18 protein-coding genes, 3 tRNA genes and 1 pseudogene are annotated in these 19539 nt (G+C 65.3%); 9 read left to right on the top strand and 13 right to left on the bottom strand.

The features are described from left to right. Positions 1–91 precede the first annotated feature (91 nt). The 3 genes from dsrO to HKD46_RS12505 are packed head-to-tail and all read left to right on the top strand — an operon-like array spanning position 92 to position 3742. On the top strand, positions 92–880 hold the full coding sequence (gene dsrO / locus HKD46_RS12515; protein WP_060389934.1) for a sulfate reduction electron transfer complex DsrMKJOP subunit DsrO: 789 nt from the start codon (positions 92–94) through the stop codon (positions 878–880). Further along, positions 870–1976 carry an NrfD/PsrC family molybdoenzyme membrane anchor subunit gene (gene nrfD / locus HKD46_RS12510; protein WP_161470821.1) on the top strand — a complete coding sequence of 369 codons (1107 nt, stop codon included), beginning with the start codon at positions 870–872 and terminating at the stop codon, positions 1974–1976. Before dsrO ends, nrfD begins: the two co-directional genes overlap by 11 nt. Beyond that, complete coding sequence (locus HKD46_RS12505) at positions 1976–3742, top strand: molybdopterin dinucleotide binding domain-containing protein (protein WP_171865480.1); 1767 nt, start codon at positions 1976–1978, stop codon at positions 3740–3742. The genes nrfD and HKD46_RS12505 overlap by 1 nt, the downstream gene beginning before the upstream one ends. Positions 3743–3798: 56 nt before the next feature. On the opposite strand, the pseudogene HKD46_RS12500 reads toward HKD46_RS12505, so the two are convergent. The 7 genes and pseudogenes from HKD46_RS12500 to HKD46_RS12470 form a co-directional block, all read right to left on the bottom strand. Next, a pseudogene (locus tag HKD46_RS12500) lies at positions 3799–5104 on the bottom strand (endonuclease/exonuclease/phosphatase family protein). Between the two features lie 82 nt (positions 5105–5186). Next, positions 5187–5918, bottom strand: a complete 732-nt coding sequence (locus tag HKD46_RS12495) for an EAL domain-containing protein (RefSeq protein ID WP_171865478.1) — start codon at positions 5916–5918, stop codon at positions 5187–5189. A 112-nt stretch (positions 5919–6030) separates the two neighbouring features. Continuing rightward, complete coding sequence (locus HKD46_RS12490; RefSeq protein WP_010673275.1) at positions 6031–6303, bottom strand: hypothetical protein; 273 nt, start codon at positions 6301–6303, stop codon at positions 6031–6033. Between the two features lie 136 nt (positions 6304–6439). Then, positions 6440–6524 (bottom strand) — tRNA-Tyr (locus tag HKD46_RS12485). 31 nt (positions 6525–6555) lie between these two features. Continuing rightward, positions 6556–6640, bottom strand: a tRNA-Tyr gene (locus tag HKD46_RS12480). 42 nt (positions 6641–6682) lie between these two features. After that, positions 6683–6767 (bottom strand) — tRNA-Tyr (locus HKD46_RS12475). 223 nt (positions 6768–6990) lie between these two features. Next, complete coding sequence (locus HKD46_RS12470; protein WP_045523689.1) at positions 6991–8079, bottom strand: ketoacyl-ACP synthase III; 1089 nt, start codon at positions 8077–8079, stop codon at positions 6991–6993. A gap of 200 nt (positions 8080–8279) precedes the next feature. Here HKD46_RS12470 and HKD46_RS12465 point away from each other — a divergent pair, with 200 nt between their 5' ends. The 6 genes from HKD46_RS12465 (at position 8280) to HKD46_RS12440 (ending at position 13736) form a co-directional block, all read left to right on the top strand. After that, a complete protein-coding gene (locus HKD46_RS12465) occupies positions 8280–9233 on the top strand; it encodes a LysR family transcriptional regulator (RefSeq protein WP_109112806.1) in 954 nt (317 codons plus the stop codon). A gap of 128 nt (positions 9234–9361) precedes the next feature. Further along, complete coding sequence (locus HKD46_RS12460; RefSeq protein WP_039041052.1) at positions 9362–9973, top strand: LysE family translocator; 612 nt, start codon at positions 9362–9364, stop codon at positions 9971–9973. A gap of 178 nt (positions 9974–10151) precedes the next feature. Continuing rightward, positions 10152–12011, top strand: coding sequence for a U32 family peptidase (locus tag HKD46_RS12455; RefSeq protein WP_171865477.1), 1860 nt, complete (start codon positions 10152–10154; stop codon positions 12009–12011). Between the two features lie 206 nt (positions 12012–12217). After that, the gene (locus HKD46_RS12450; RefSeq protein ID WP_081331948.1) at positions 12218–12658 is read left to right on the top strand and encodes an ASCH domain-containing protein; all 441 of its coding nucleotides are present in this window, start codon (positions 12218–12220) and stop codon (positions 12656–12658) included. A gap of 43 nt (positions 12659–12701) precedes the next feature. Beyond that, entirely contained in the window at positions 12702–12959 is a 258-nt protein-coding gene (locus HKD46_RS12445; protein WP_069651793.1) for a DUF1272 domain-containing protein, read from the top strand. A 111-nt stretch (positions 12960–13070) separates the two neighbouring features. Further along, positions 13071–13736 carry a class I SAM-dependent methyltransferase gene (locus tag HKD46_RS12440; RefSeq protein ID WP_010673282.1) on the top strand — a complete coding sequence of 222 codons (666 nt, stop codon included), beginning with the start codon at positions 13071–13073 and terminating at the stop codon, positions 13734–13736. Between the two features lie 22 nt (positions 13737–13758). Here the strand turns inward: HKD46_RS12440 and HKD46_RS12435 are convergent, their stop codons facing one another. From HKD46_RS12435 to HKD46_RS12410, 6 genes are all read right to left on the bottom strand, one after another. Further along, the gene (locus HKD46_RS12435) at positions 13759–14235 is read right to left on the bottom strand and encodes a methylated-DNA--[protein]-cysteine S-methyltransferase (RefSeq protein ID WP_041211223.1); all 477 of its coding nucleotides are present in this window, start codon (positions 14233–14235) and stop codon (positions 13759–13761) included. Then, positions 14232–15740 (bottom strand): DNA-3-methyladenine glycosylase 2, encoded by a 1509-nt coding sequence (locus tag HKD46_RS12430; RefSeq protein WP_171865476.1) that lies wholly within the window; start codon positions 15738–15740, stop codon positions 14232–14234. The genes HKD46_RS12435 and HKD46_RS12430 overlap by 4 nt, the downstream gene beginning before the upstream one ends. Before the next feature lie 260 nt (positions 15741–16000). Then, positions 16001–17479 (bottom strand): carboxypeptidase M32, encoded by a 1479-nt coding sequence (locus tag HKD46_RS12425; protein ID WP_171865475.1) that lies wholly within the window; start codon positions 17477–17479, stop codon positions 16001–16003. A 106-nt stretch (positions 17480–17585) separates the two neighbouring features. After that, positions 17586–18167, bottom strand: a complete 582-nt coding sequence (gene smrA, locus HKD46_RS12420) for a DNA endonuclease SmrA (RefSeq protein WP_042074873.1) — start codon at positions 18165–18167, stop codon at positions 17586–17588. Positions 18168–18282: 115 nt separating this feature from the next. Beyond that, positions 18283–18432, bottom strand: a complete 150-nt coding sequence (locus HKD46_RS12415; protein WP_010673287.1) for a DUF3149 domain-containing protein — start codon at positions 18430–18432, stop codon at positions 18283–18285. Between the two features lie 155 nt (positions 18433–18587). Continuing rightward, positions 18588–19475 carry a TraB/GumN family protein gene (locus HKD46_RS12410; RefSeq protein ID WP_161470730.1) on the bottom strand — a complete coding sequence of 296 codons (888 nt, stop codon included), beginning with the start codon at positions 19473–19475 and terminating at the stop codon, positions 18588–18590. Positions 19476–19539 lie beyond the last annotated feature (64 nt).

Raw genomic sequence — 19539 nt, 5'->3', positions numbered from 1 at the left:
GTATGTGGAAAACCACAATAGAGGCGACTTCCTGCGTTGAGGACAATCGGCCCAACCCCTTTCAAGCCAGCTCAGCAGAAGGAAAGACGCCATGGAGCCCAGCAAGCGCCGATTGTTATCCGGGATCGCCGCCCTCACCGCAGGGGCGGCCCTGATCCCCGTCACCCAGGTTCAGGCGCAGTCCGTTCCCGCTCCCCGCAACGGGCGGGCGGCCATCAGCCGGGGGGACGGGCGCAAGCGTTACGGCATGCTGATCGACCTGCGCCGCTGCGTCGGCTGTCAGGCCTGCACCGTGGCCTGCACCATCGAAAACCAGCCTCCACTCGGCCAGTTTCGCACCACGGTGAGCCAGTACGAGGTGAGCGACGTGGCCGCCCTCGAGGCTCCCGCCTCCCTCTTGATGTTGCCAAGGCTCTGCAACCACTGCGCCGAGCCCGCCTGCCTCGATGTCTGCCCCACCGGCGCCACCTTCCAGCGCGATGACGGCATCGTCGTGGTCAACAACGACTGGTGCGTCGGCTGCGGTTACTGCGTGCAGGCCTGCCCCTACGACGCCCGCTTCATCAACCACGAGACCAACACCGCCGACAAGTGCACCTTCTGCGCCCATCGGCTGGAGGCGGGGCTCTTGCCCGCCTGCGTCGAGAGCTGTGTCGGCGAGGCGCGCATCATAGGGGATTTGAACGACCCCAAGAGCCGGATAAGCCGCTTGCTGCGCCAACACGAGCCGGCGCTCAAGGTGCTTAAGCCCGAGGCCAATACCCAGCCGCGGGTCTTCTATCTCGGCATGGACGAGGCCTTCGTCAGCAAGGTCGACGGCAACCCGGCCCTGCGCACCCTGCTCACCGACGATGGCAAGGAGATAGCCCATGGTCATTAACGAACTGCTGGCCCCGGCTCAGCCCATCACCTGGCTGCCCTGGGCGGTGCAATATTTTTTCCTCATCGGCCTCGCCTACGGGGCCCTCTGGCTCGGCGCGTTTGAGCTGTGGCGCAAGGCGCCGGACCCGCGGCTGCAGACCCTGGCGGCGGTGCTGATGGTGGCGGCCGGTCTGGTGGCTCCCATCGCCCTGACCGCGGATCTGCACCAGCCGGCCCGGGCCTGGCACTTCTACGCCCAGACGCGCTTTGGCTCCGTCATGTGGTATGGCGCCTATTTGTTGCCGCTGTTCAGCCTGCTCTCCATGCTGCTCGGCTGGCTGCTGCTAAGGCCTGCCCTGGCCCGGCGCGGTACAGAAGGGGACAAGATAGCCCGCCTTGCCCGGCTGCTCTGCCTGGGAAGCTGGTCGGGGCACGCCTGGCTGCGGCCGCTCTCCCTGCTGGCGGCCCTGAGCGGGCTCAGCATCGCCCTCTACACCGGGCTCGAGACCATGGCGGTGGCGGCGCGCCCGCTCTGGCATACCCCCTGGTTGCCCTGGCTGCTGACCTTGAGCGCCGTGCTGGGGGCCCAGAGTGCCCTGCTGCTGCTCAACCGCTTGCTGGCGGGCTGGCGTGCCCAGACCGAGTCGACCCTGCTGCGCCAGAGTGGTTGGACGTTAGGCCTGCTGGCGCTCTCCCTGCTGGGCTGGGCCCTGTTTGGCGGCGCCTCGGCGGCAGAGGCCGAGGCTCTCTATCGGCTCGACCCGAGCTGGCGGCTGGCGGCCCACTGGTTGTTGCTGACCCTGGGGCTGGCCGGCCTGCTGATGCTGCTGCGGCCCAGGATCTCTGCTCGCCTGGCACTCTGGGGGCTGGCGCTGCTGGGGCTGCACCTGGTGTGGGGCCTGCGCTGGCTGGTGCTCATTCAGGGGCAGCTCGCGCCCAAGTACGGGGCTGGCGTCTATCTCTATGAAATCGCCTGGGGCCCGGCCGGTGTGCTCGGCATTCTCGGCACCTTCGGTCTGTTGCTGGCCCTGCTGGTGGCCCTCTCGGAGCTGGTGCGCCCCTCTGTTTCCCCCGCCATCAAGGCACCCACTCCTTTTGCACGCGAGGCACTCTGATGGATCACAGCAAGCGCAAGTTTCTCAAGGGCGCCGCCATCGCCGGCGGCACCGGATTGTTCGTCGCCGGTTACAGCGACACCCTCAAGCAGGTGGCGACTGGCCTTGCCACCGGCAGTTCGGGCCAGCCGACCCGGGATCCCATCCATGGCAACTCGCTGGCCGTGGAGTACCGGGTTGACGAGCAGGGAGCGTTGCACCCCAACCCGGCCCAGCGGGTTGCCAACACCATGTGCCTCGGCTGCTGGACCCTGTGCGGAGTGCGGGCACGCATCGACAACGAGCGCGACCAGATAGTGCGGATCCTGGGCAACCCCTATCACCCCCTCTCCGCCCGCCATCACATCGACTTCAAGATCCCGGTCAAGCAGGCGCTGCTCGCTACCAGCGGCTACCAGGAAGGGGGGCTGGACGGGCGCTCCACCGCCTGCGCGCGGGGCAACGCCATGCTGGAGCAGCTCGACAGCCCGCAGCGGGTCACCCGCTGTCTCAAGCGGGTGGGGCCCCGTGGCAGTGGCCGCTGGCAGAGCATCCCCTTCGAGCAGCTGGTGGCCGAGGTGGTGGAGGGGGGGGATCTGTTTGGCGAGGGCCAGGTTGATGGGCTGCGGGCCATTCGCAACCTCGCCGAGCCGCTCGACCCGGCCGTGCTGCCCCTTGTGGTCAGCATCGACAGCTTCATCAACGAGTCGTCGGCGCTGTCGGACTACATAGTGCCGGATACCCTGACCTACGAGTCCTGGGGCTGGGCCACCGCCTGGCACGGGGTGCTGACCAAGGTCTCCACCGGCCGCTGGCCCATCGTGGAGCCCCGTGTCGCCAAGACCGCCGAGGGAGATCCGGTCTGTATGGAGTCCTTTTTTATCGCGGTGGCCAAACGGCTGGGGCTGCCGGGTTTTGGCGAGGGGGCGCTCAAAGGGGCGGACGGCAAGTTGCATGGCTTGAACCGGGCGGCGGACTTCTCCCTCTACGGGGCGGCCAACGTCGCCTATCTCGGCGAGCCGCTGCCTGCCATAGATCCGGAGGATCTCGCCTGGTCCGGGGTGGAACGGATCCTGCCGGTGCTGAATGCCACCCTGAGCGCGGAGGAGGCGGGCCGCGCCGCCTATCTCTTCGCCCGCGGCGGGCGCTTCGAGCCGGCGGCCAAGGGGCGCGATGACGCGGGTCAGCCAAGCAAGCGCTGGCCCAAGCCGCTGATGGTGTGGAACCCCGAGGTGGGCAGCCGCCGCCACAGCCAGAGCGGGCAATACTTGAGCGGTACCCCGCGCTTCTTCCGCCCCCAGCTGGCGGACGGCACGCCGCTCAATGAGGCGTTCAAACCGGCCCAGTGGCCGCTGCTGCTCACCAGCTACAAGTCCCACACCATGAGCTCCATGAGCATCGGCTCGGATCGTCTGCGCCAGGTGAACCCCAGCAACCGGGTGCGGCTCAATGAACAGACGGCGGCACAGCTGGGGATCGAGAGCGGGGACAGGGTGCGGGTCAGCACCCCGGATGGCAGCGTGATCGGGGTGGCCGAGTGCGTGGCCGGGGTGCAGGCGGAGGCCATCGCCATCGAACACGGTTTCGGCCACAAGGAGCTGGGGGCGCGGGAACACTGGATAGACGGCCAGAAAGTGGTTGCCAATCCGCTGCGCGGAGCCGGGGTCAATCTGAATGACTTGGCGGTGCTGGATCCCAGCCGCCATGGCCGCTATCCCCTGGTGGACTGGGCCATCGGCTCGTCGGCCCGCCAGGGGCTGCCGGCCCGGGTGGAGAAGCTGGTATGACAAACCAATGAAAACGGGGCCTGCGGGCCCCGTTGCTTGTCTGCTCTGCGTCACTGTCACAGTGTGACGTCGACCCACACCAGGCGGTGATCCGAACTGACGCCCTTGGCGATGCCGAGCTTGGGGTCATACACCAGGTGGTAGCCCGGCTCGAAGCTGGCCGGCCAGAACACGCCGGAGGCGACCGCGTTCAGGTTGGCGGAGGGCAGCACGTGGTCGAGCTGCAGGCCGCTGCTGCTGGTGATGCGCTCCGGGGTGGGGCGGTTGTTGTTGCGCTTGCACTGATCCGGATGGCTGGCGAGGCACTCGGGGCCGCCCTGGCTGACCGGGATCAGGGCGCCGTTGGTGACGGCCTGGTTGACCAGCACATGGTTGTGCAGCGCCTGAATGGCGGTGAGATCCCCATCGCCAATCTGGGGATCGGCGTTGAGATCGCCGGCGATGACGAACCTGGCGCCCTCGGCCAAGCCACCGGCCTTGCCGGCGTCATCCACCATGTAGCCAGCCCCTGCCACATAGTCCTGCCAGAAGGCTATCTCCGCACGGTTGCGTTTGACGTTGTGGCGCGCCGCGTTGCCGAAGATGGGCGGGGTCGGGTGGGAGATAAGGAAGTGGAGCACCTCCTCCCTGTCTCCCTGCCTGATGCGCACCGGTACGTCGGCGTGGTTCTTTGAGGAGAGGGGGAGCGCCTGCCAGGCGGCGTCGTCATACCAGGCATCGCCACACTGGCGGCCGCTCGGGATCGGTGCCCTGGGGTTGTGGCAGTCGTCGATGACGGGGTTCGCTTCGCCCGGCATCTCCTTCCACTTGAATGTCTGGAAGGTGCGGATCTGCCTGGTATCGATGGGATACCGGGACATCACGGCGAAGGCGTACTGGCCGTGATAGTTGCCAAAGCCCCAGGCGTCGTCCGGCCCGTTGTTGACCTTGCCGTCCAGGTTGAGGTCATGGCCGCTCATCAGGCCGGTGTTGGTGGCGAAGTTCTGCAGCACCGGGTAGCTGATGGCCTTCACCTCGTCGTGCTGGGCATGGGCCAGGTAGTTGTCGTTGAAGGCGTTGAGGTCCGTGGTGTCGCTGCCCTTGCCGTCATTGTCGAATTCGTTGAGCAGGAACACGTCCGGCCGGGTGCGCTGGATGATTTCGGCAATGTTGCGGATCTGCTGCACGTCGAGGGCCTTGGTCTTCTCGGCGCCGCTCAAGGTGCCGTCGGCGAGGCGGGCCAGCAGGGCATCCTGTTCGGTGCGGGTCAGGGCGAGCTCTTCCCCCAGCATGCCGGGTGCAGTGCGATCGAAGGCGAGATTGAAGGTGGCAAAGCGAACCATGGCGGGCCTCGGCGTCAGTGTGGCCGGGACAGCCTGCCATCTTTGGCAGGAAAATGGCAGCACCCTGCCGAATTTCATGGGAACGGTGCCCGGGTTTCCCCCGTGACACGCAAGCGCTCGGCTCAGGCCCAGCGGGAGAGAGGGGAGGGAATGGCGTAGGCGTAGCCCTGCTGGTAGTCGCAGCCCAGCCGGTTCGCCACCTCGATATGGGCCTGGATCTCCACTCCCTCGCACACAACGGCCATGCCGAGTCGTTGCAGGTATTTCACCAGCCCCGTCAGCATGTTGAGGGCATGGGTGCTGCGTACAGCCTGGAGCAGCAGGGAACGATCCAGTTTCACGATCTCGTAGGGGAGCATCATCAGGCGCTGGAAGTTGCATGCCAGGGAGCCGAAGTCGTCACAGGCGATGTGGGCGCCATGGGCTCGCAACACCTCGATCATCTCCCTGTGCTGGTGCTTGATCCTGACGTGTTCCAGCACCTCGAACCAGATGGCGATCCCCAGCTTGCGGGCCTGGAGCAGCACCAGCAACAGCAGATTGCGGTAGGTGGGGCTGGAGAGCGCCGGATTGAGGTTGATGGAGAGCGCATAGGGGCCTTTTTGGGCGAGCACGGGCAGATCGCGCATGATGGCCCTGAGCATGACGATATCCAGGTGCAGAGCGTCATTTTCGCCGAGGGCGGCAAAATCGATGCCCTGATAACCCTGGCTGCCGGCATCCCAGCGTCTGGCCAGCACCTCATACCCCTTGACCTGACGATCCTGGCCGATGATGGGCTGATAAAAGGGGACGACGATATCCGCCATGTTGGCCATGGCCCTTACGGGAGACTCTTCTTTGAACGCAAACATGGTTCTCACCTGACGGGAACATGGCTGCGCATCATACAGGGAGGGTCTAAAGGGAGGCTGTAGGAAGAGTCTGATAATGGGCCCTGCTTGGGCGTGGGCAGGAAGGAGGGGGTCAGGGAAGGGCATGGCCCTGTGCAGGTGCGGCGCCAGCCAGGGGGGCTGCGTGCATGGCCTGGGCAAGCCAGGACCAGTCGAGCATGGGGGAACCCGCCTTGAAGCGCTGATAGGCGCATCCCTGACGGATGGTCAGGAAGAGGGTGCTCGGCAGGCCGAGGCGGTTGAGGTAGCGCACCATCACGTCTCCCTGGTAATCCCGCAGCCGCAGTTGCAGCTCGGGCAGTGTCAGCCCGTGCTCGCGACCCGTTTCATCCCAGATTTCAAACATCTGTGTGCACTCCTTGCGACATGAGGCTCCACTGTTTCTAAAAAGTGCGGGGAGGGCAATTGTCAGATCTGACAGCGCCATGTGGATTCTATCCAGAAAAGCGAAAACCCGGCGCGAGGCCGGGTTGTCTGAAGGATGGTGGAGGGAGAAGGATTCGAACCTTCGAAGGCAGAGCCGTCAGATTTACAGTCTGATCCCTTTGGCCGCTCGGGAACCCCTCCACAGGGGCATTGCATATTGTGTTCAGGAAGATGGTGGAGGGAGAAGGATTCGAACCTTCGAAGGCAGAGCCGTCAGATTTACAGTCTGATCCCTTTGGCCGCTCGGGAACCCCTCCACGGGGTATTTTCCTGATTTTTACTTACTTGACGCACTTGAATGGTGGAGGGAGAAGGATTCGAACCTTCGAAGGCAGAGCCGTCAGATTTACAGTCTGATCCCTTTGGCCGCTCGGGAACCCCTCCCCAAGTGCGAGGCCGCATACTACCAGATCCGGCAAGGTTGTGAACCCCTTGGCCGCATTCTGACGACAAAAAAGTGTCAAGTGGTCATTTTTTGATATGTTTCGCTCAAAATTCACACTTTTCAATGACTTTTATGTCGCTGCCGAAACGGCGAGGGGGCGTAGGGGGGCTGGCAGCCAGGAGCCACGAGGCTCCTGGCGGATCATGGGGCGCTGGCGCTCGCTCAGGCGTCGGCGGGGCGGGCCTGCTGGCAACCCTGCACCGCATGGGCGATGAGTTCGAGGGCGCTCTGCTCGCAGGGGGGCAGCACCTCGTCGCAACTCGCGATCGGGGTGACGCGATTTCCCCACTTGATGAGGGCGGCGCCCCAGGTCAGCCCGGCCCCGAAGGCGGCGGTCAGCAGGTAGCTGTTCGGCTTGACCCGACCCTGCTCCAGCGCCTCGCACAGGGCGATGGGCACGGTGGCGGCGGAGGTGTTGCCGTACTGCTCTATGTTGACCATCACCTTCTCCATGGGGGCGTTCATCCGCTTGGCCAGGGTCTCGATGATGCGCACGTTGGCCTGGTGCGGCACGATGAGGTCGATCTGCTCGGGGGCGATGCCGGCCTGGGCCAGTACGGTGCCGGTGGCTTCGCCCATGCCGCGCACGGCGCGCTTGAAGATCTCCTGCCCCTCGAAGTTGAAGGTGAAGAGGCCGTCAATGTCGGCGAAACGCACCCGATCCGTACCGAAGTTCGGCACGTGCAGTATCTCCCGCGCTTCGCTGTCACAACCGAGCTTGCTGGCAATCAGGCCGCTCTCCTGCTCGCTCGCCTCGATGATGACGGCGCCTGCGCCATCCCCGAACAGCACGGCGGTGTCGCGCTTGGCCCAGTCCAACAACTGGGTCAGCCGCTCGGCACCGATCACCAGCACCCTTTGCATCATACCGGTCTGCACCAGGGAGGTGGCGACCGAGAGGGCATAGACGAAGCCGGTGCAGGCGGCGTTGAGGTCGAACACCGCCGCCTTGTGGGCGCCGAGGGCCTGCTGCACGGCGGAGGCGCCATTCGGGACCAGCGTGCCCGGTGTGGCGGTCGCCAGGATGATGCCATCGAGGGTGGCGGCGTCCAGACCTGCGCACGCCAGGGCGCGACGGGCGGCCAGGGTGGCGAGCGCCTGGGTGCTGACATGGGAGACACGGCGGGCCTTGATGCCGGTGCGCGGGTAGATCCACTCGTCCGAGGTATCCATGATGGTGCCGAGGTCATCGTTGGTCAGCGAGGCGGGGGGCAGGCATTTTCCCCACCCGGTGATAGTGGCGTATGTCATCTTGTCGTCGCTTGTCGTGATGGCCGCCCTGGGGCGGAAAGTGGCGAAATTATGCCGCACGGGGCGTTCACTGTCATCCTGCGGTCCCCCCAGTGTAAGGGGAGTGGCGGGAGCAAGACCGTGATTTTGCTTAAATTTCCGCTTCTCCTTGCCGTAAGATGAAGGCCCGATCCCGGCGACCCCTTCCCGAGGTGACTCCTGTGCACAAAGCGAATCTCAATCTCTTGCCCACCCTCAAGGTGCTGCTGGAGACCCGCAACATCAGCCGGGCGGCGGAGCTGCTGAACCTGAGCCAGCCCTCCATCAGCAAGCAGCTCGGCCAGCTTCGCAGCGAGTTTGGCGACGAGCTGCTGGTGCGGGAAGGGCAGCGCTGGCTGCTGACCCCGCGGGCCGAGGCCCTGGCGGCCCAGCTTGCCGATTCCCTCGGGGCCCTGGAGCGGCTCTACGAGGCGCCGGAATTTGCCCCCGAGCGCTGCGAGCGGGTGTTTCGGCTCGCCTCCTCCGACTACGTGGCCCAGCACATCTTGCCGGACATCTGTGCGGCCCTGGCGAGGGCCGCCCCCCGGGCGGCGCTGGAGTACAGCCTGTGGGACAAGCGCCAGTTGCCCCAGCTCTGGCAATCGGAGCTGGACATGGTCTCCACCATCACGGAGCTGGTGCCGGACCAGATCCGCGGCCTGCATCAGGGGGAGGACAGGCTGGTGGTGCTGATGGGGCGCCATCACCCGCTCTCTGGCATGGCGCCCAGTCTGGAGGATTACCTCGCCTGGCCCCACCTGCAGGTGAGCGGGGGCGGGGACAAGGACAGCCCGGTGGAGCAGGTGCTGGCCCCCCGCGGGCTCTCCCGCCGCTGGTTTGCCCGGGTGCCCTTCTTCCAGGCCGCGGTGGAGGTGCTGCTGCGCACAGACTGTCTGATGACCACCCCGGCCCATATCGCTTGGCAGCTCTCCCGGGAACATGCCCTGAGTTTTTGCGATCTCCCCTTCGCCACCCGGGTCCAGCAGTATCATCTGCTGTGGCACCAGCGCCACCACCTGGATCCGGCTCATCGCTGGTTTCGCGAGCTGGCCTATCCCTTCCTGCGGGATCACCTGCAATTCACCCTGGGGGAGAGTCGCAAGCAGTTGGCCCGAGGGCCGCAGGTGAGCCGCTGATGGCAGCGGGTTGTGCCACTCTATAGCCACTGGCTATGGACTCTATTCATAACTTTCACTTTTGGCATAGCGAGCCACCCCCTACCCTGATCCAGGGTGACAACAATCGACACGAAGGAAGAGAAGGTATGGAGCTGACGAGTTGGCTGGCGCTGGCCGCCATTTGCGTGATGGGGGCCATCAGCCCGGGGCCGAGCCTGGCACTGATCATCCGCAATACGGTGCAGGGAGGGCAGGGCCACGGGGTTGCCACGGCGCTGGGACATGGCCTGGGAGTCGGCATCTATGCGCTGATCACGGCCCTCGGCCTCGCCATCCTGATCACCCAGACCCCGCTGCTGTTCGATCTCATCCGCTACGGCGGCGCGGCTTTTCTCGCCTGGCTCGGGATCAAGGCGCTGCTGGCCAGGCCCGCAGGGGGTGAGGCAGGCAAGGAGGAGGGGCACCCGCCACGGGGACGTCAAGGGGCGTTCGAGGGCTTTATGGTGGCCTTCTTGAACCCCCAGCTCGCCATCTTCTTTATCGCCCTGTTCAGCCAGTTCGTGCATGCCGACACCGGCTGGCGTGAGGGGGGCATCATGATGCTGACCGCAGGCGGCATCGATGCGCTCTGGTATGTGCTGGTGGCCCTGGTGCTCTCTCGCGGGCCCGTACTCGCCTGGCTCAAGGCCAAATCCACCGTGATAGACAAGGTGAGCGGCCTGGTGCTGCTGGGGCTGGCCCTCAAGGTCGTGATCTAGCTCCGCGTCGGGTGCCAGCGTAGTCGGCATTCTGTCAGGGCCGGGGGATGAGGGCCCGCCAGATGTCCTTGTACGGGGGCCAATCCTGCATTCTGCGGTGATCTTAAGCGGGATCAAGGCGGGGGGCGGGGAGTCTGGTTAGAGTGGCGGCCATTTGCAGCCCTTCGAACCGGACGTTATGCGCGATCAGAACCATCACAACCGCCTGGAGTTGCTGGCCCCGGCCAAGAACCTTGCCTATGGCATCGAGGCCATCAACCACGGCGCCGACGCCGTCTACATGGGGGGCCCCGCCTTCGGTGCCCGCAGCGCAGCAGGCAACAGCCTCGAGGACATCGAGGCGCTGGCGCGCCATGCCCACCGCTTCGGCGCCCAGGTCTTCGTCGCCTTCAATACCCTGCTGCACGACCACGAGCTGGAGCAGGCCCGGCGCCTGACCCATCAGATCTACGAGGCAGGGGCCGATGCGCTGATCGTGCAGGACATGGGACTGCTGGCGCTCGATTTGCCCCCCATCGCGCTGCACGCCAGCACCCAGACCGACAACCGCACCCCGGAAAAGGTAAAGTTTCTGCAGGACGTGGGCTTCTCCCAGGTGGTGCTGGCCCGCGAGCTCTCCCTTGCGCAGATCCGCGAGATAAGCGCCGCCACGAGCGTGCAGCTGGAGTTCTTCATCCACGGCGCCCTGTGCGTCTCCTACAGCGGCCAGTGCAACATCAGCCACGCCCGCACCGGGCGCAGCGCGAATCGCGGCGAGTGCGCCCAGCTCTGTCGGCTGCCCTGTTCCCTGCAAACGCCAGGGGGGGAGGTGCTGGTGGAAAACAGCCACCTGCTCTTCTTGAAAGACATGGATCAGACCGACAACCTGGAGGCGCTGATCGCCGCAGGGATCCGCTCCTTCAAGATTGAAGGGCGCCTCAAGGGGCTCGACTACGTCAAGAACGTCACCGCCTGGTATCGCCAGAAGCTGGACACCATCCTGGCGAGCCGCCCCGATCTGGTGGCCGCTTCCGCCGGTCGTTGCAGCTACACCTTTACGCCGGATCCCAAGAAGAGTTTCAACCGGGGCAGCACCGACTACTTCCTCCATGGCCGACAGCCAGGCATCGACTCGCCGCGCAGCCCGAAATACGTCGGGGAGCCGCTCGGGCGCGTCACCAGCGTGACCCGCGATGGCATCGAGATCGACGGCCAGGCCGTTGCCCTCAACAACGGCGATGGCCTCGGCTTCTTCAAGCCGGGGGGCGAGCTGGTGGGGATGCGCCTCAATAAGGTGGAAGAGAAGGCACAGAGCAAGCGGTTACTCCTGTCGGAACCCATGCCCGGTCTCAAGGTAGGCACCGAGATCTTTCGCAACCACGATCAGGCCTTCAGCAAGCAGCTCGAAAAGGGGAGCGCGGATCGCCGCATCCGGGTCGATATGCGGCTATCGGAGTGCGACGAGGGACTGCGGCTCGAACTTGTGGACGAGCAGGGCATTGGTGCCGCCGTCACGCTCCCCTGCGACCAGCAGCCGGCCGACAACCCGGAACGGGCGCTGCAACAGGCCAGGGATCAGCTCGGCAAACTCGGCAACACCCTGTTTGTGGCTCGCCAGATTGAGTTGGCATTCACTCACCCGCTGTTTATTGCGGCTTCACAGCTTAACGGCTTGCGCCGGGAGGGGATCGCCGCCCTGGAGGCGGCCCGTCTGGCTGCCTACCGGCGACCCGAGCGGCGCATTCCCCTGCGAGGCGCCGTTTATCCCCAGCATCGGCTCTCCTACCTCGGCAACGTGCTGAACAGCGCGGCGGAGCAGTTCTTTCGCGAACACGGGGTGGGGAGCATCGCCCCCGCGTATGAGGCGAACAAGGAGGAGCGGGAAGTGGTGCTGATGACAACGAAGCACTGCATTCGCTACAGCCAGCAGCTCTGCCCCAAGGAGATGCCCGGTCTCAAGGCCGAGCCCCTGGAGCTCAAGATGGGCAAGGAGAGTTTCCGCCTGCGCTTTGACTGCCACCGCTGCGAGATGCAGGTGATGGGCAGCCTCAAGGGGTGATGGCCTAGTCCTGTCCCCTTTCCTGGGGGATGCCCGGTGTCAGGTATCCATCACCAGAGTGGGCCATGACTTGGGGGAAGGAGTGTGCTCTTATCATGGGGGGACTGCGAAGAGGGGCTGTCATCTCTCTTCGTGAGAGGCTTGATGCCTTATTCGAGCCTCTATGTCTGTGTTATCACCACAAGGAATGAGGTTTAGACGGATCTATGCTCGCACTCTCGATAGTCAGTCCACACGGGACAAATATCGCGTCAGGTAAAAAGACATTGGAAGTCCGTTCCTGGTGCCCTCCATCTCTGCCTGTTCGTGATTTATTGATCGTTGAAAATTCAGTATTTTTATCTCTCGATATGCCAGTTGATCCTGATGGCAAAGTCGTTGCGATCGTCGACATTGAAGAGGTGCATGAATGGCAACCCGATGAAGTCGCCGCCGCCTGCTCGAGTGGCTGGGTGCCCGGCTACTGGGCTTGGCGTATTGCTAATGTTCGCCCCATTGTGGATGGCTCCGTTGTGCCCGCCCAGCGCAAGCTTTATGAGATTGACCCACAGAGCCTGACGCCGGGCATGAGCTACCAGGTGGCGGACAACGCCGAACCCCATCGCTCCTATACCGAACTGGGCGCTCGCCTCTTTATCGTCGACTGAGCCGCCCTCTTTCCCGCTTCCCTTTGCGCTTCAGGAACTTGCCATGCTTGAACTCAGACCCAACTGCGAGTGCTGTGACCGGGATCTGCCCGCCGACACGGCGACGGCCTACATCTGCTCCTTCGAGTGCACCTTCTGCGCCGAGTGCAACGATCAGTATCTGCACCTGACCTGCCCCAACTGTGGCGGCGAGCTGGTCAGGCGCCCGCGCCGCCCGGCGGCCAAGCTGGTGAACAACCCCGCCTCCCTCCAGCGCGTCTTCAATCCGGCTCTGAAAGCGGTGCTGGGCAAGGGGGGCTAGGGCCCTCCCTTCATGGGAAGGGCTGGGCTGGCAACTGGCTCGTCCCTGTGGCTCTTGACCTTCTCCCGGCGGCAGCCCCTATCAAGGGGGCTCACACCAAAGGAGCAAAAGATGACGGAGCGATTCGAAGGAGAAGGGGCGAAGGCCTATGACAGCCGCATCCCCCTGCTGGTGCCAGGCTACGAGCTGCTGCATCAGCTTTGTGCCTCCCGGCTGATGGCCGCGCTGGGCCAGCAGGCCCGGGTGCTGCTGGTGGGGGTGGGCACGGGCAGCGAGCTGCTGCTGCTTGGCCGTCTCTGCCCCCGCTGGACCTTTGTGGCCCAGGATATCTCGGCGGACATGCTGGCCCATGCCAGGATGCGGGCCGAGCAGGCGGGCATGGGGGAGAGGGTGTGTTGGCACCTGGGCGCATTGCCTGTGCTGGATAAGCCTTGCGATGGTGCACTCTGTCTGCTGGTGCTGCATTTTCTGGCGCAAGATGCCAAAGCCGCGCTATTGGGTGATATTTATCGCCAGCTCAATCCTGGCGCCCCCCTGCTGCTGGCGGATCTGATGGCGCCCACGGACCCGCTTGAGCGCAAGGCGATGGGGTTGCAAGCCGCCCTCGCCGGTCTGCCGCTTCCTGCCTGCGAGCAGATGGTGCGCCGCCTCGGGGAGGATTTCACCTCCCTGGACGAGGGACAGACCCGGCGCCTCTTGCAAGGGGCCGGTTTCGCGGCGGCGCACCGCTTCTTTCAGGCGCTGGGGTTTCACGGTTGGCTGGCGCAGCGGCAGTGAGCCCTGGCCGGGCTGCGCCGGATCAACGAGAGGCCCTCTCCAGCGTCAGCAGTGCCTGCTTGATGGGCAGGCCTCCCGCATAGCCGGTGAGGCTGCCATTCTGGCCGATCACCCGGTGGCAGGGGATGATGATGGAGAGCGGATTGCGACCGTTCGCGGCACCCACCGCCCGCACCGCGTTTGGCTTGCCGATGGCGCGGGCGATGTCGCCGTAGCTGCGGGTCTCCCCGTAGGGGATGTCGCACAGCGCCTGCCACACCGCTTGCTGAAACGCCGTGCCCCTGGGGGCGAGCGGCAGGGTGAAGCGCTGCAACCGGCCCGCGAAGTAGTCCCGAAACTCGGCGAGGAAGGGGGCGAGCGCCTCGCCGTCCTGCTGCCAGTCCTGCATGTCGGGCAGCGGCCGCAGTCCGGCCAGGAAGTCCACATGGACCAGGCCGCGTTCGTCGATGGCGACCAGCAGTTCGCCCTGGTCGGTGGGCATCATGTCATAGCGGATCATGGGCTCTTCTCCTCGTCTTGTGCCTGTGTTGGCCGGGTGAGCAGCGCCGGTTGTTCACTCATGGCGTGCCACAGCCAGCTTGCGGCATAGGCGCGCCACGGTTGCCAGGGGGCGCTGCGCGCTGTCACCTCTTTCACCGGCAGCTTGTCACCGCCCCCCAGCGCCTTTTGCAGCACGAGATCCGAGGCGGGGAAGGCATCCGTGTCCAGCCCGCAGCGCAGCCGCCAGTAAGCGACCGTCCAGGGACCTATGCCCGGCAGCGCGAGCAGTTGCTCGTCGCTTGCCGTGGCGAGGGTGAGTGCGCCGCTTGCGAGCGCCGAGGCCAGCCCTTGCAGGGTGCGGATGCGGCTGCCCGGCATGCCGATACCGTCGAGATCCAGCTCGCACAGCTGGGTCGGGGTGGGCAGCTGCGCGGTGCCGAACTGCGCCAGGGTGCGCGCCACCAGGCGCCCCATGATGGTGATGGCACCCTTGACCGACACCTGCTGGCCGACGATGGCGCGCAGCATCACCTCGTATTCATCCCACCCCCCCGGCAGCCGCACCCCGGGCCAGCGTCCCTGGATGCCGGCGAGCAGCGGATCCTGCCCCAGGTGTTCGCCGATGCGGCTCATGTCGGCGTCGAGATCCCACATGCGGCGCACGCGGTACAGGATGTCCGGCAGCGCACCCGGCGGCAGATCCCGCACCGTGAGTCTGAGCCTCTCCCCCTCGACGGGCTCGATGCGGATGAGCCCCTCCTGCTCGCCGACCCGGTGACGGCGTTCGTAACCGTGCTCATCCACCCGCTCCAGCCCCGGAATGGCGCGCAACCGGTAGAACGCGAGCATGGCCTGGACGTCGAACGGCGGGCGATACAGCAGGTGCAGTTGCAGGCTCGATTGCGGCGCCGCCTCGCCAGTCCCCCCTTCCTGCTTGCGCAGGGCGCCCGGTGTCATCCCATACGCCTGCAGCCAGGCGTCGTTGAAGCGACGAATGCTCGCAAAGCCTGCGGCAAACGCCACGTCCGTGATGGGCAGGCGCGTTTCCGTCAGCAGCCGTTTCGCAAGCAGCAGGCGGCGCGTCTGCTCCACCTGTTTCGGCGAGGCACCGAGGTGTTGCTCGAACTGGCGCCTCAGGGTGCGCTCCGTGATCCCGGCCTGCGTTGCAAGGTAGCCCAGGCTGTGCTCCGCCAGCTCGCCGCGCTCGATGCGCGCCAGCACCTGGGCGACGAGCGGTGGCAGATCGCCGCTCTGGGCCGGTGCGAGCTCGGGGCGACAGCGCAGGCAGGGGCGCAGCCCGTGCTGCTCCGCCGCCGCCGCGAAGCGAAAATAGCGCACATTGTGCTCGTGCGGTGCCCGCGCCGGACACACGGGGCGGCAATAGATGCCGGTGGAGAGCACCCCGGTGAAGAAGCGACCATCGAAACGCGCGTCTCGCGCGAGGCGTGCGGCGTGGCACTGCTCCCGGGTGAGACCCGGGATGATCTCGTCCCGTTGGGATGAATGCGGGGGCTCTGTGGTCATGGCATGGCTCGGGTTGCTGTGGGCATGTCCCAGAGACTAAGCGGGGGCGAGAGGGGTGACTAGCCAAAAACGGACAGGAATAGCAAAAATAGTGCGATCCGAGGAATCCCAGTCCTCCCTTTGTAAGGTAAGGGGGGCAGGACCCCACCCTAACCCTCCCCTTCGTAAGGGGAGGGGACAAACAGCTCCCCTCTGTGAACGGGGCGGGGTTAGCTCCTCCCCCTTGTGAAGGGGGAGGCTGGGAGGGGGTTCAACCTCGCTTATTTCAGATAGCGCTGTTCGAGGTGTTTGCGCAGCCACTGGGGATTGAGCGCCTCACCGGTCGCGCGGCGAATGAGCTCGTCCGTGCCGTGCAGGCTGCCCTGGGACCAGATATGGCGACCGAGCCAGCCAAAGATCTCCGGCAGGCGGCCGGACTCTACGAGCGTGCCCATGTCGCCGAGCTCACGCTCGAGTGCAAAGCGCAGTTGCGCCGCGTACATGGCGCCGAGCGTGTAGCTCGGGAAGTAGCCAAACGAGCCGTCCGTCCAGTGGATGTCCTGCATGCAGCCATTCTGGTAATTGCCCTTCGTGGACAAGCCGAGCCACTGTTGCATCTTCGCGTCCCACAGCTCGGGGATGTCCGCGACCTCGATGCGCCCTTCCATCAGGTCCCGCTCCAGCTCGTAGCGCAGGATGACGTGGGCCGGGTAGGTGACCTCGTCCGCATCGACGCGGATAAAGCCGGGCTCGACCCTGTTGTACAGCTTCTCGAGGTTCGCGGGGGCGAGCGCGGCCTGTTCGCCGAAGTGTGCGCGGATGCGCGGTGCAATCTGTGCAAGGAACGCGGGGTGATGGCCGAGTTGCATCTCGCAGAACAGGCTCTGGCTCTCGTGAATGCCCATGGAACGCGCCTCGGCCACCGGCTGGCCGAGCCGTGCGCGCGGCAGGCCCTGCTCGTAACGCGCGTGACCCGTCTCGTGGACGATGCCCATCAGGCTGGAGACGAACTCCTGCTCGTTGTAGCGCGTGGTGATGCGCACGTCCGTCGGCACGCCGCCGCAGAACGGGTGGCTGCTCACGTCGAGCCGGCCGTGAGCAAAATCAAAGCCGAGCAGTCCCATCACCTCCTGGCCGAGCGCCTGCTGCGTCGCAACCGGGAACGGGCCTTGCGGGGTGAGGAGGGTGTCGCTCTTCTGCCGCTCGCTCACGGTCTGGATGAGGCCGGGCAGCCAGCTCGTCAGATCGCCGAAGATCTGATCCAGCCTCGCGCTCGTCATGCCGGGCTCGTACAGCGCCAGCATGGCGTCATAGGGGCGCACCCCGAGCGCGTCGGCGCGCAAGGTCGCCACCTCCCGCGACAGGCGCACCACCTCCTCGAGGTTCGGGGCAAAACCTGCCCAGTCGTTCTCCTTGCGCTGGCGACGCCAGGCGTGCTCGCATTTGCTGCCGGCGAGCGACAGCGCCTCCACCAGCGCCCCCGGCAGCAGGCTTGCATCCTGCCACTGGCGCTTGATCTCCCGCAGGTTCGCACGCTGGTGCTCGTCCAGCGGTTCACTCTCTGCCTTGGCAATCCACTCCCCAAGCTCGGGGGCGGTGCGCTTGCCGTGGATCAGCACGCCGAGCTCCGCCATCGCCTCGGCGCGGGCCTCGTTGCCCCCCTCCGGCATCATGGCGGCCTGATCCCAGCCGCAGATGGCGGAGAGGTGGGAGAGGCGGTGCTGTTGTTGCTGATGTTGTTCGAGTTTCTGGTATGACATGGGATTGTCCTTGTTATCGTCCCTGATGGTATGCACCCCGTACCTGGCATGATCGGGGCCGCCCGATGCTAGCACTGCCATCCACCCTGGTGCCACCCTCAGGCAGTCAGCCGAGGCGCTTCTGGTGCCGTTCGCGGTTTTCCGCCTTCTTGCGCTCGCTCTTGCGCAGCAATACGTAGAGCGCACCGCTGCCGCCGTGGCGGCGCTCGGCGCTGTGCATGGCCATCACCGAAGGCAACTGTGGCAGCCAGGCGCTGACATGGCTCTTGAGCAGGGCACGCGGGGTGCTGCGCTCCCCCTTGCCGTGCAGGATCAGCAGGCAGCGGATATCCCGCACTTCGCATTCGGCAATGAACTGCACCAGGGCGATACGGGCCTCGTTGAGCGTCTTGTGGTGCAGGTCGAGGGAGCCTTGCAGCTCGTACTTGCCAAGGCGCAGCTTCTTGTAGACCCCCTCCTGCACGCCGTCACGCTTGAAGCCGACGATGGCGTGGGGGTCCAGCATCTCGACTGCTTCCGTGCCAAGGTGATCCAGGGTGAGTTGTTCGGCGGTGGCGGCTTCCCGGCGCGCGAGTTGCGCCTCGGTGGGCTGGTTGTTGCCCGCAACGGGGGCGATATGGTCGCTGCGAAGGGGCCGCACGTCGGCCACTTCCTGCAGGAACAGTGAGAGTTCGTCGTTATGAGACACGGCAGGCTCCCCGCATGAAAATGAGGGAGCCAGTATAGCGGGCCTTGGTGGGCCTTAGAATGGCAACGCTCGCGGGCCCCGGCCCTGCCGGGGAGGGCGGTCTGAGCGAGCCTGGTTATTGCCCCTCTTTGGGCGGCTCTGCGTGCATCACCTTGTAGATGAAATAGACCGCATAGGCGCTGATGAGCAGGAAGGTGCCGAAAATCACCAGCATGGACATCAGCCCCACGCTGTTGCCGAACATCAGGTTCATCCAGAATTCCATCTCGTTCACTCCTGTCACTGGGCGGTGACAGGCATGATAGATACCTCTTCAGGAGGGAGGGGATGATCTCGATCAACTCCCTCTCTGGTTATTTAATCGGCAGCAAATTCTGTGAGCCGACGCGCATCCGGCGCGTCAGGTCGCCGGACTGGACGCTATTTTGCTTTCTCCAGGGTCGGTTCGGTGAGGGGCGTGATGCGCCAGCCCTGCTGCTCCAGCAGGGCGAGCAGCCCATGCTCGCCGTAAAGATGCAGGGCCCCTACCACGATAAAGCTCTCGTTCGGCAGGCTGGGCCACTTCTTGACCCAGTTGCGGTTGCGCTCTGCCAGCAGGGTCTGTTCCAGCCAGGCTTGCAGCTTGGGCGGCGCCATCTCCTCCCTGAGCAGATTGATGAGGGTGGCCTCGTCCCCGTTCTGCCAGGCGGTCATCACGGCGTCGAACCCCTGCTGGATGTCGGGCAGCTCGTCCAGGGTGCTCTCCAGCATCAAGGTCTGGTTGTCGCCGACGCTCGCGAGATAGCCGAGCTGCTCCAGCAGGGTCTCCAGCCCGACGATGGGCTTGCCGCCGTCGTTCGCCCGCTTGGCGAAGTGCTGGTCGACACCGTATTCACCGCGATAGCCGGTGCGCTCCAGGGCCGCCTGGGTCAGGGTAATGGCCGCAAACCAGGGACGCAGCGGGGCCAGCATGCTCTCGTTCAGACCGTTCTGGCCCGCGGCGATGAGAGTGCGACGGTAGAGGTCGATGGGCAGGTGATCCTTGAGGGTCTTGCCGTCGACGAGCCGGGTGATGGCGCCCATCTCCTGCCACTGCTCCTGGCTGATGTGGGTCATGTCCACCTCCATCACCAGGGCGCGGCTCTGCTGCCAGGCGCGCTCCACCGGGTCCGGCAGGGGATAGAGAGAGGGTTTGCCCGCGTGGATGGACCCCAGCAGCCAGTGCTGTTCGTTGCCCTTGCTGATGCGGTAGAAGGCCGGATCGGCCATGGCATGGAGCGGCAGCAGCAGGCAGAGCAGGAAGGAGAGCAGCGTGGGATGGAATCTCATGAGGCACCTTATGTGAGCGGGATGAGTGCTCTATGATAAGTCCTCATTTGTCACAGCCAAGAGG

This window comes from Aeromonas sp. TW 6 (genome assembly GCF_013168745.1).
GTDB classification, from domain to species: domain Bacteria; phylum Pseudomonadota; class Gammaproteobacteria; order Enterobacterales; family Aeromonadaceae; genus Aeromonas; species Aeromonas caviae.
This window is presented reverse-complemented; position numbering and strand designations above follow the sequence as displayed.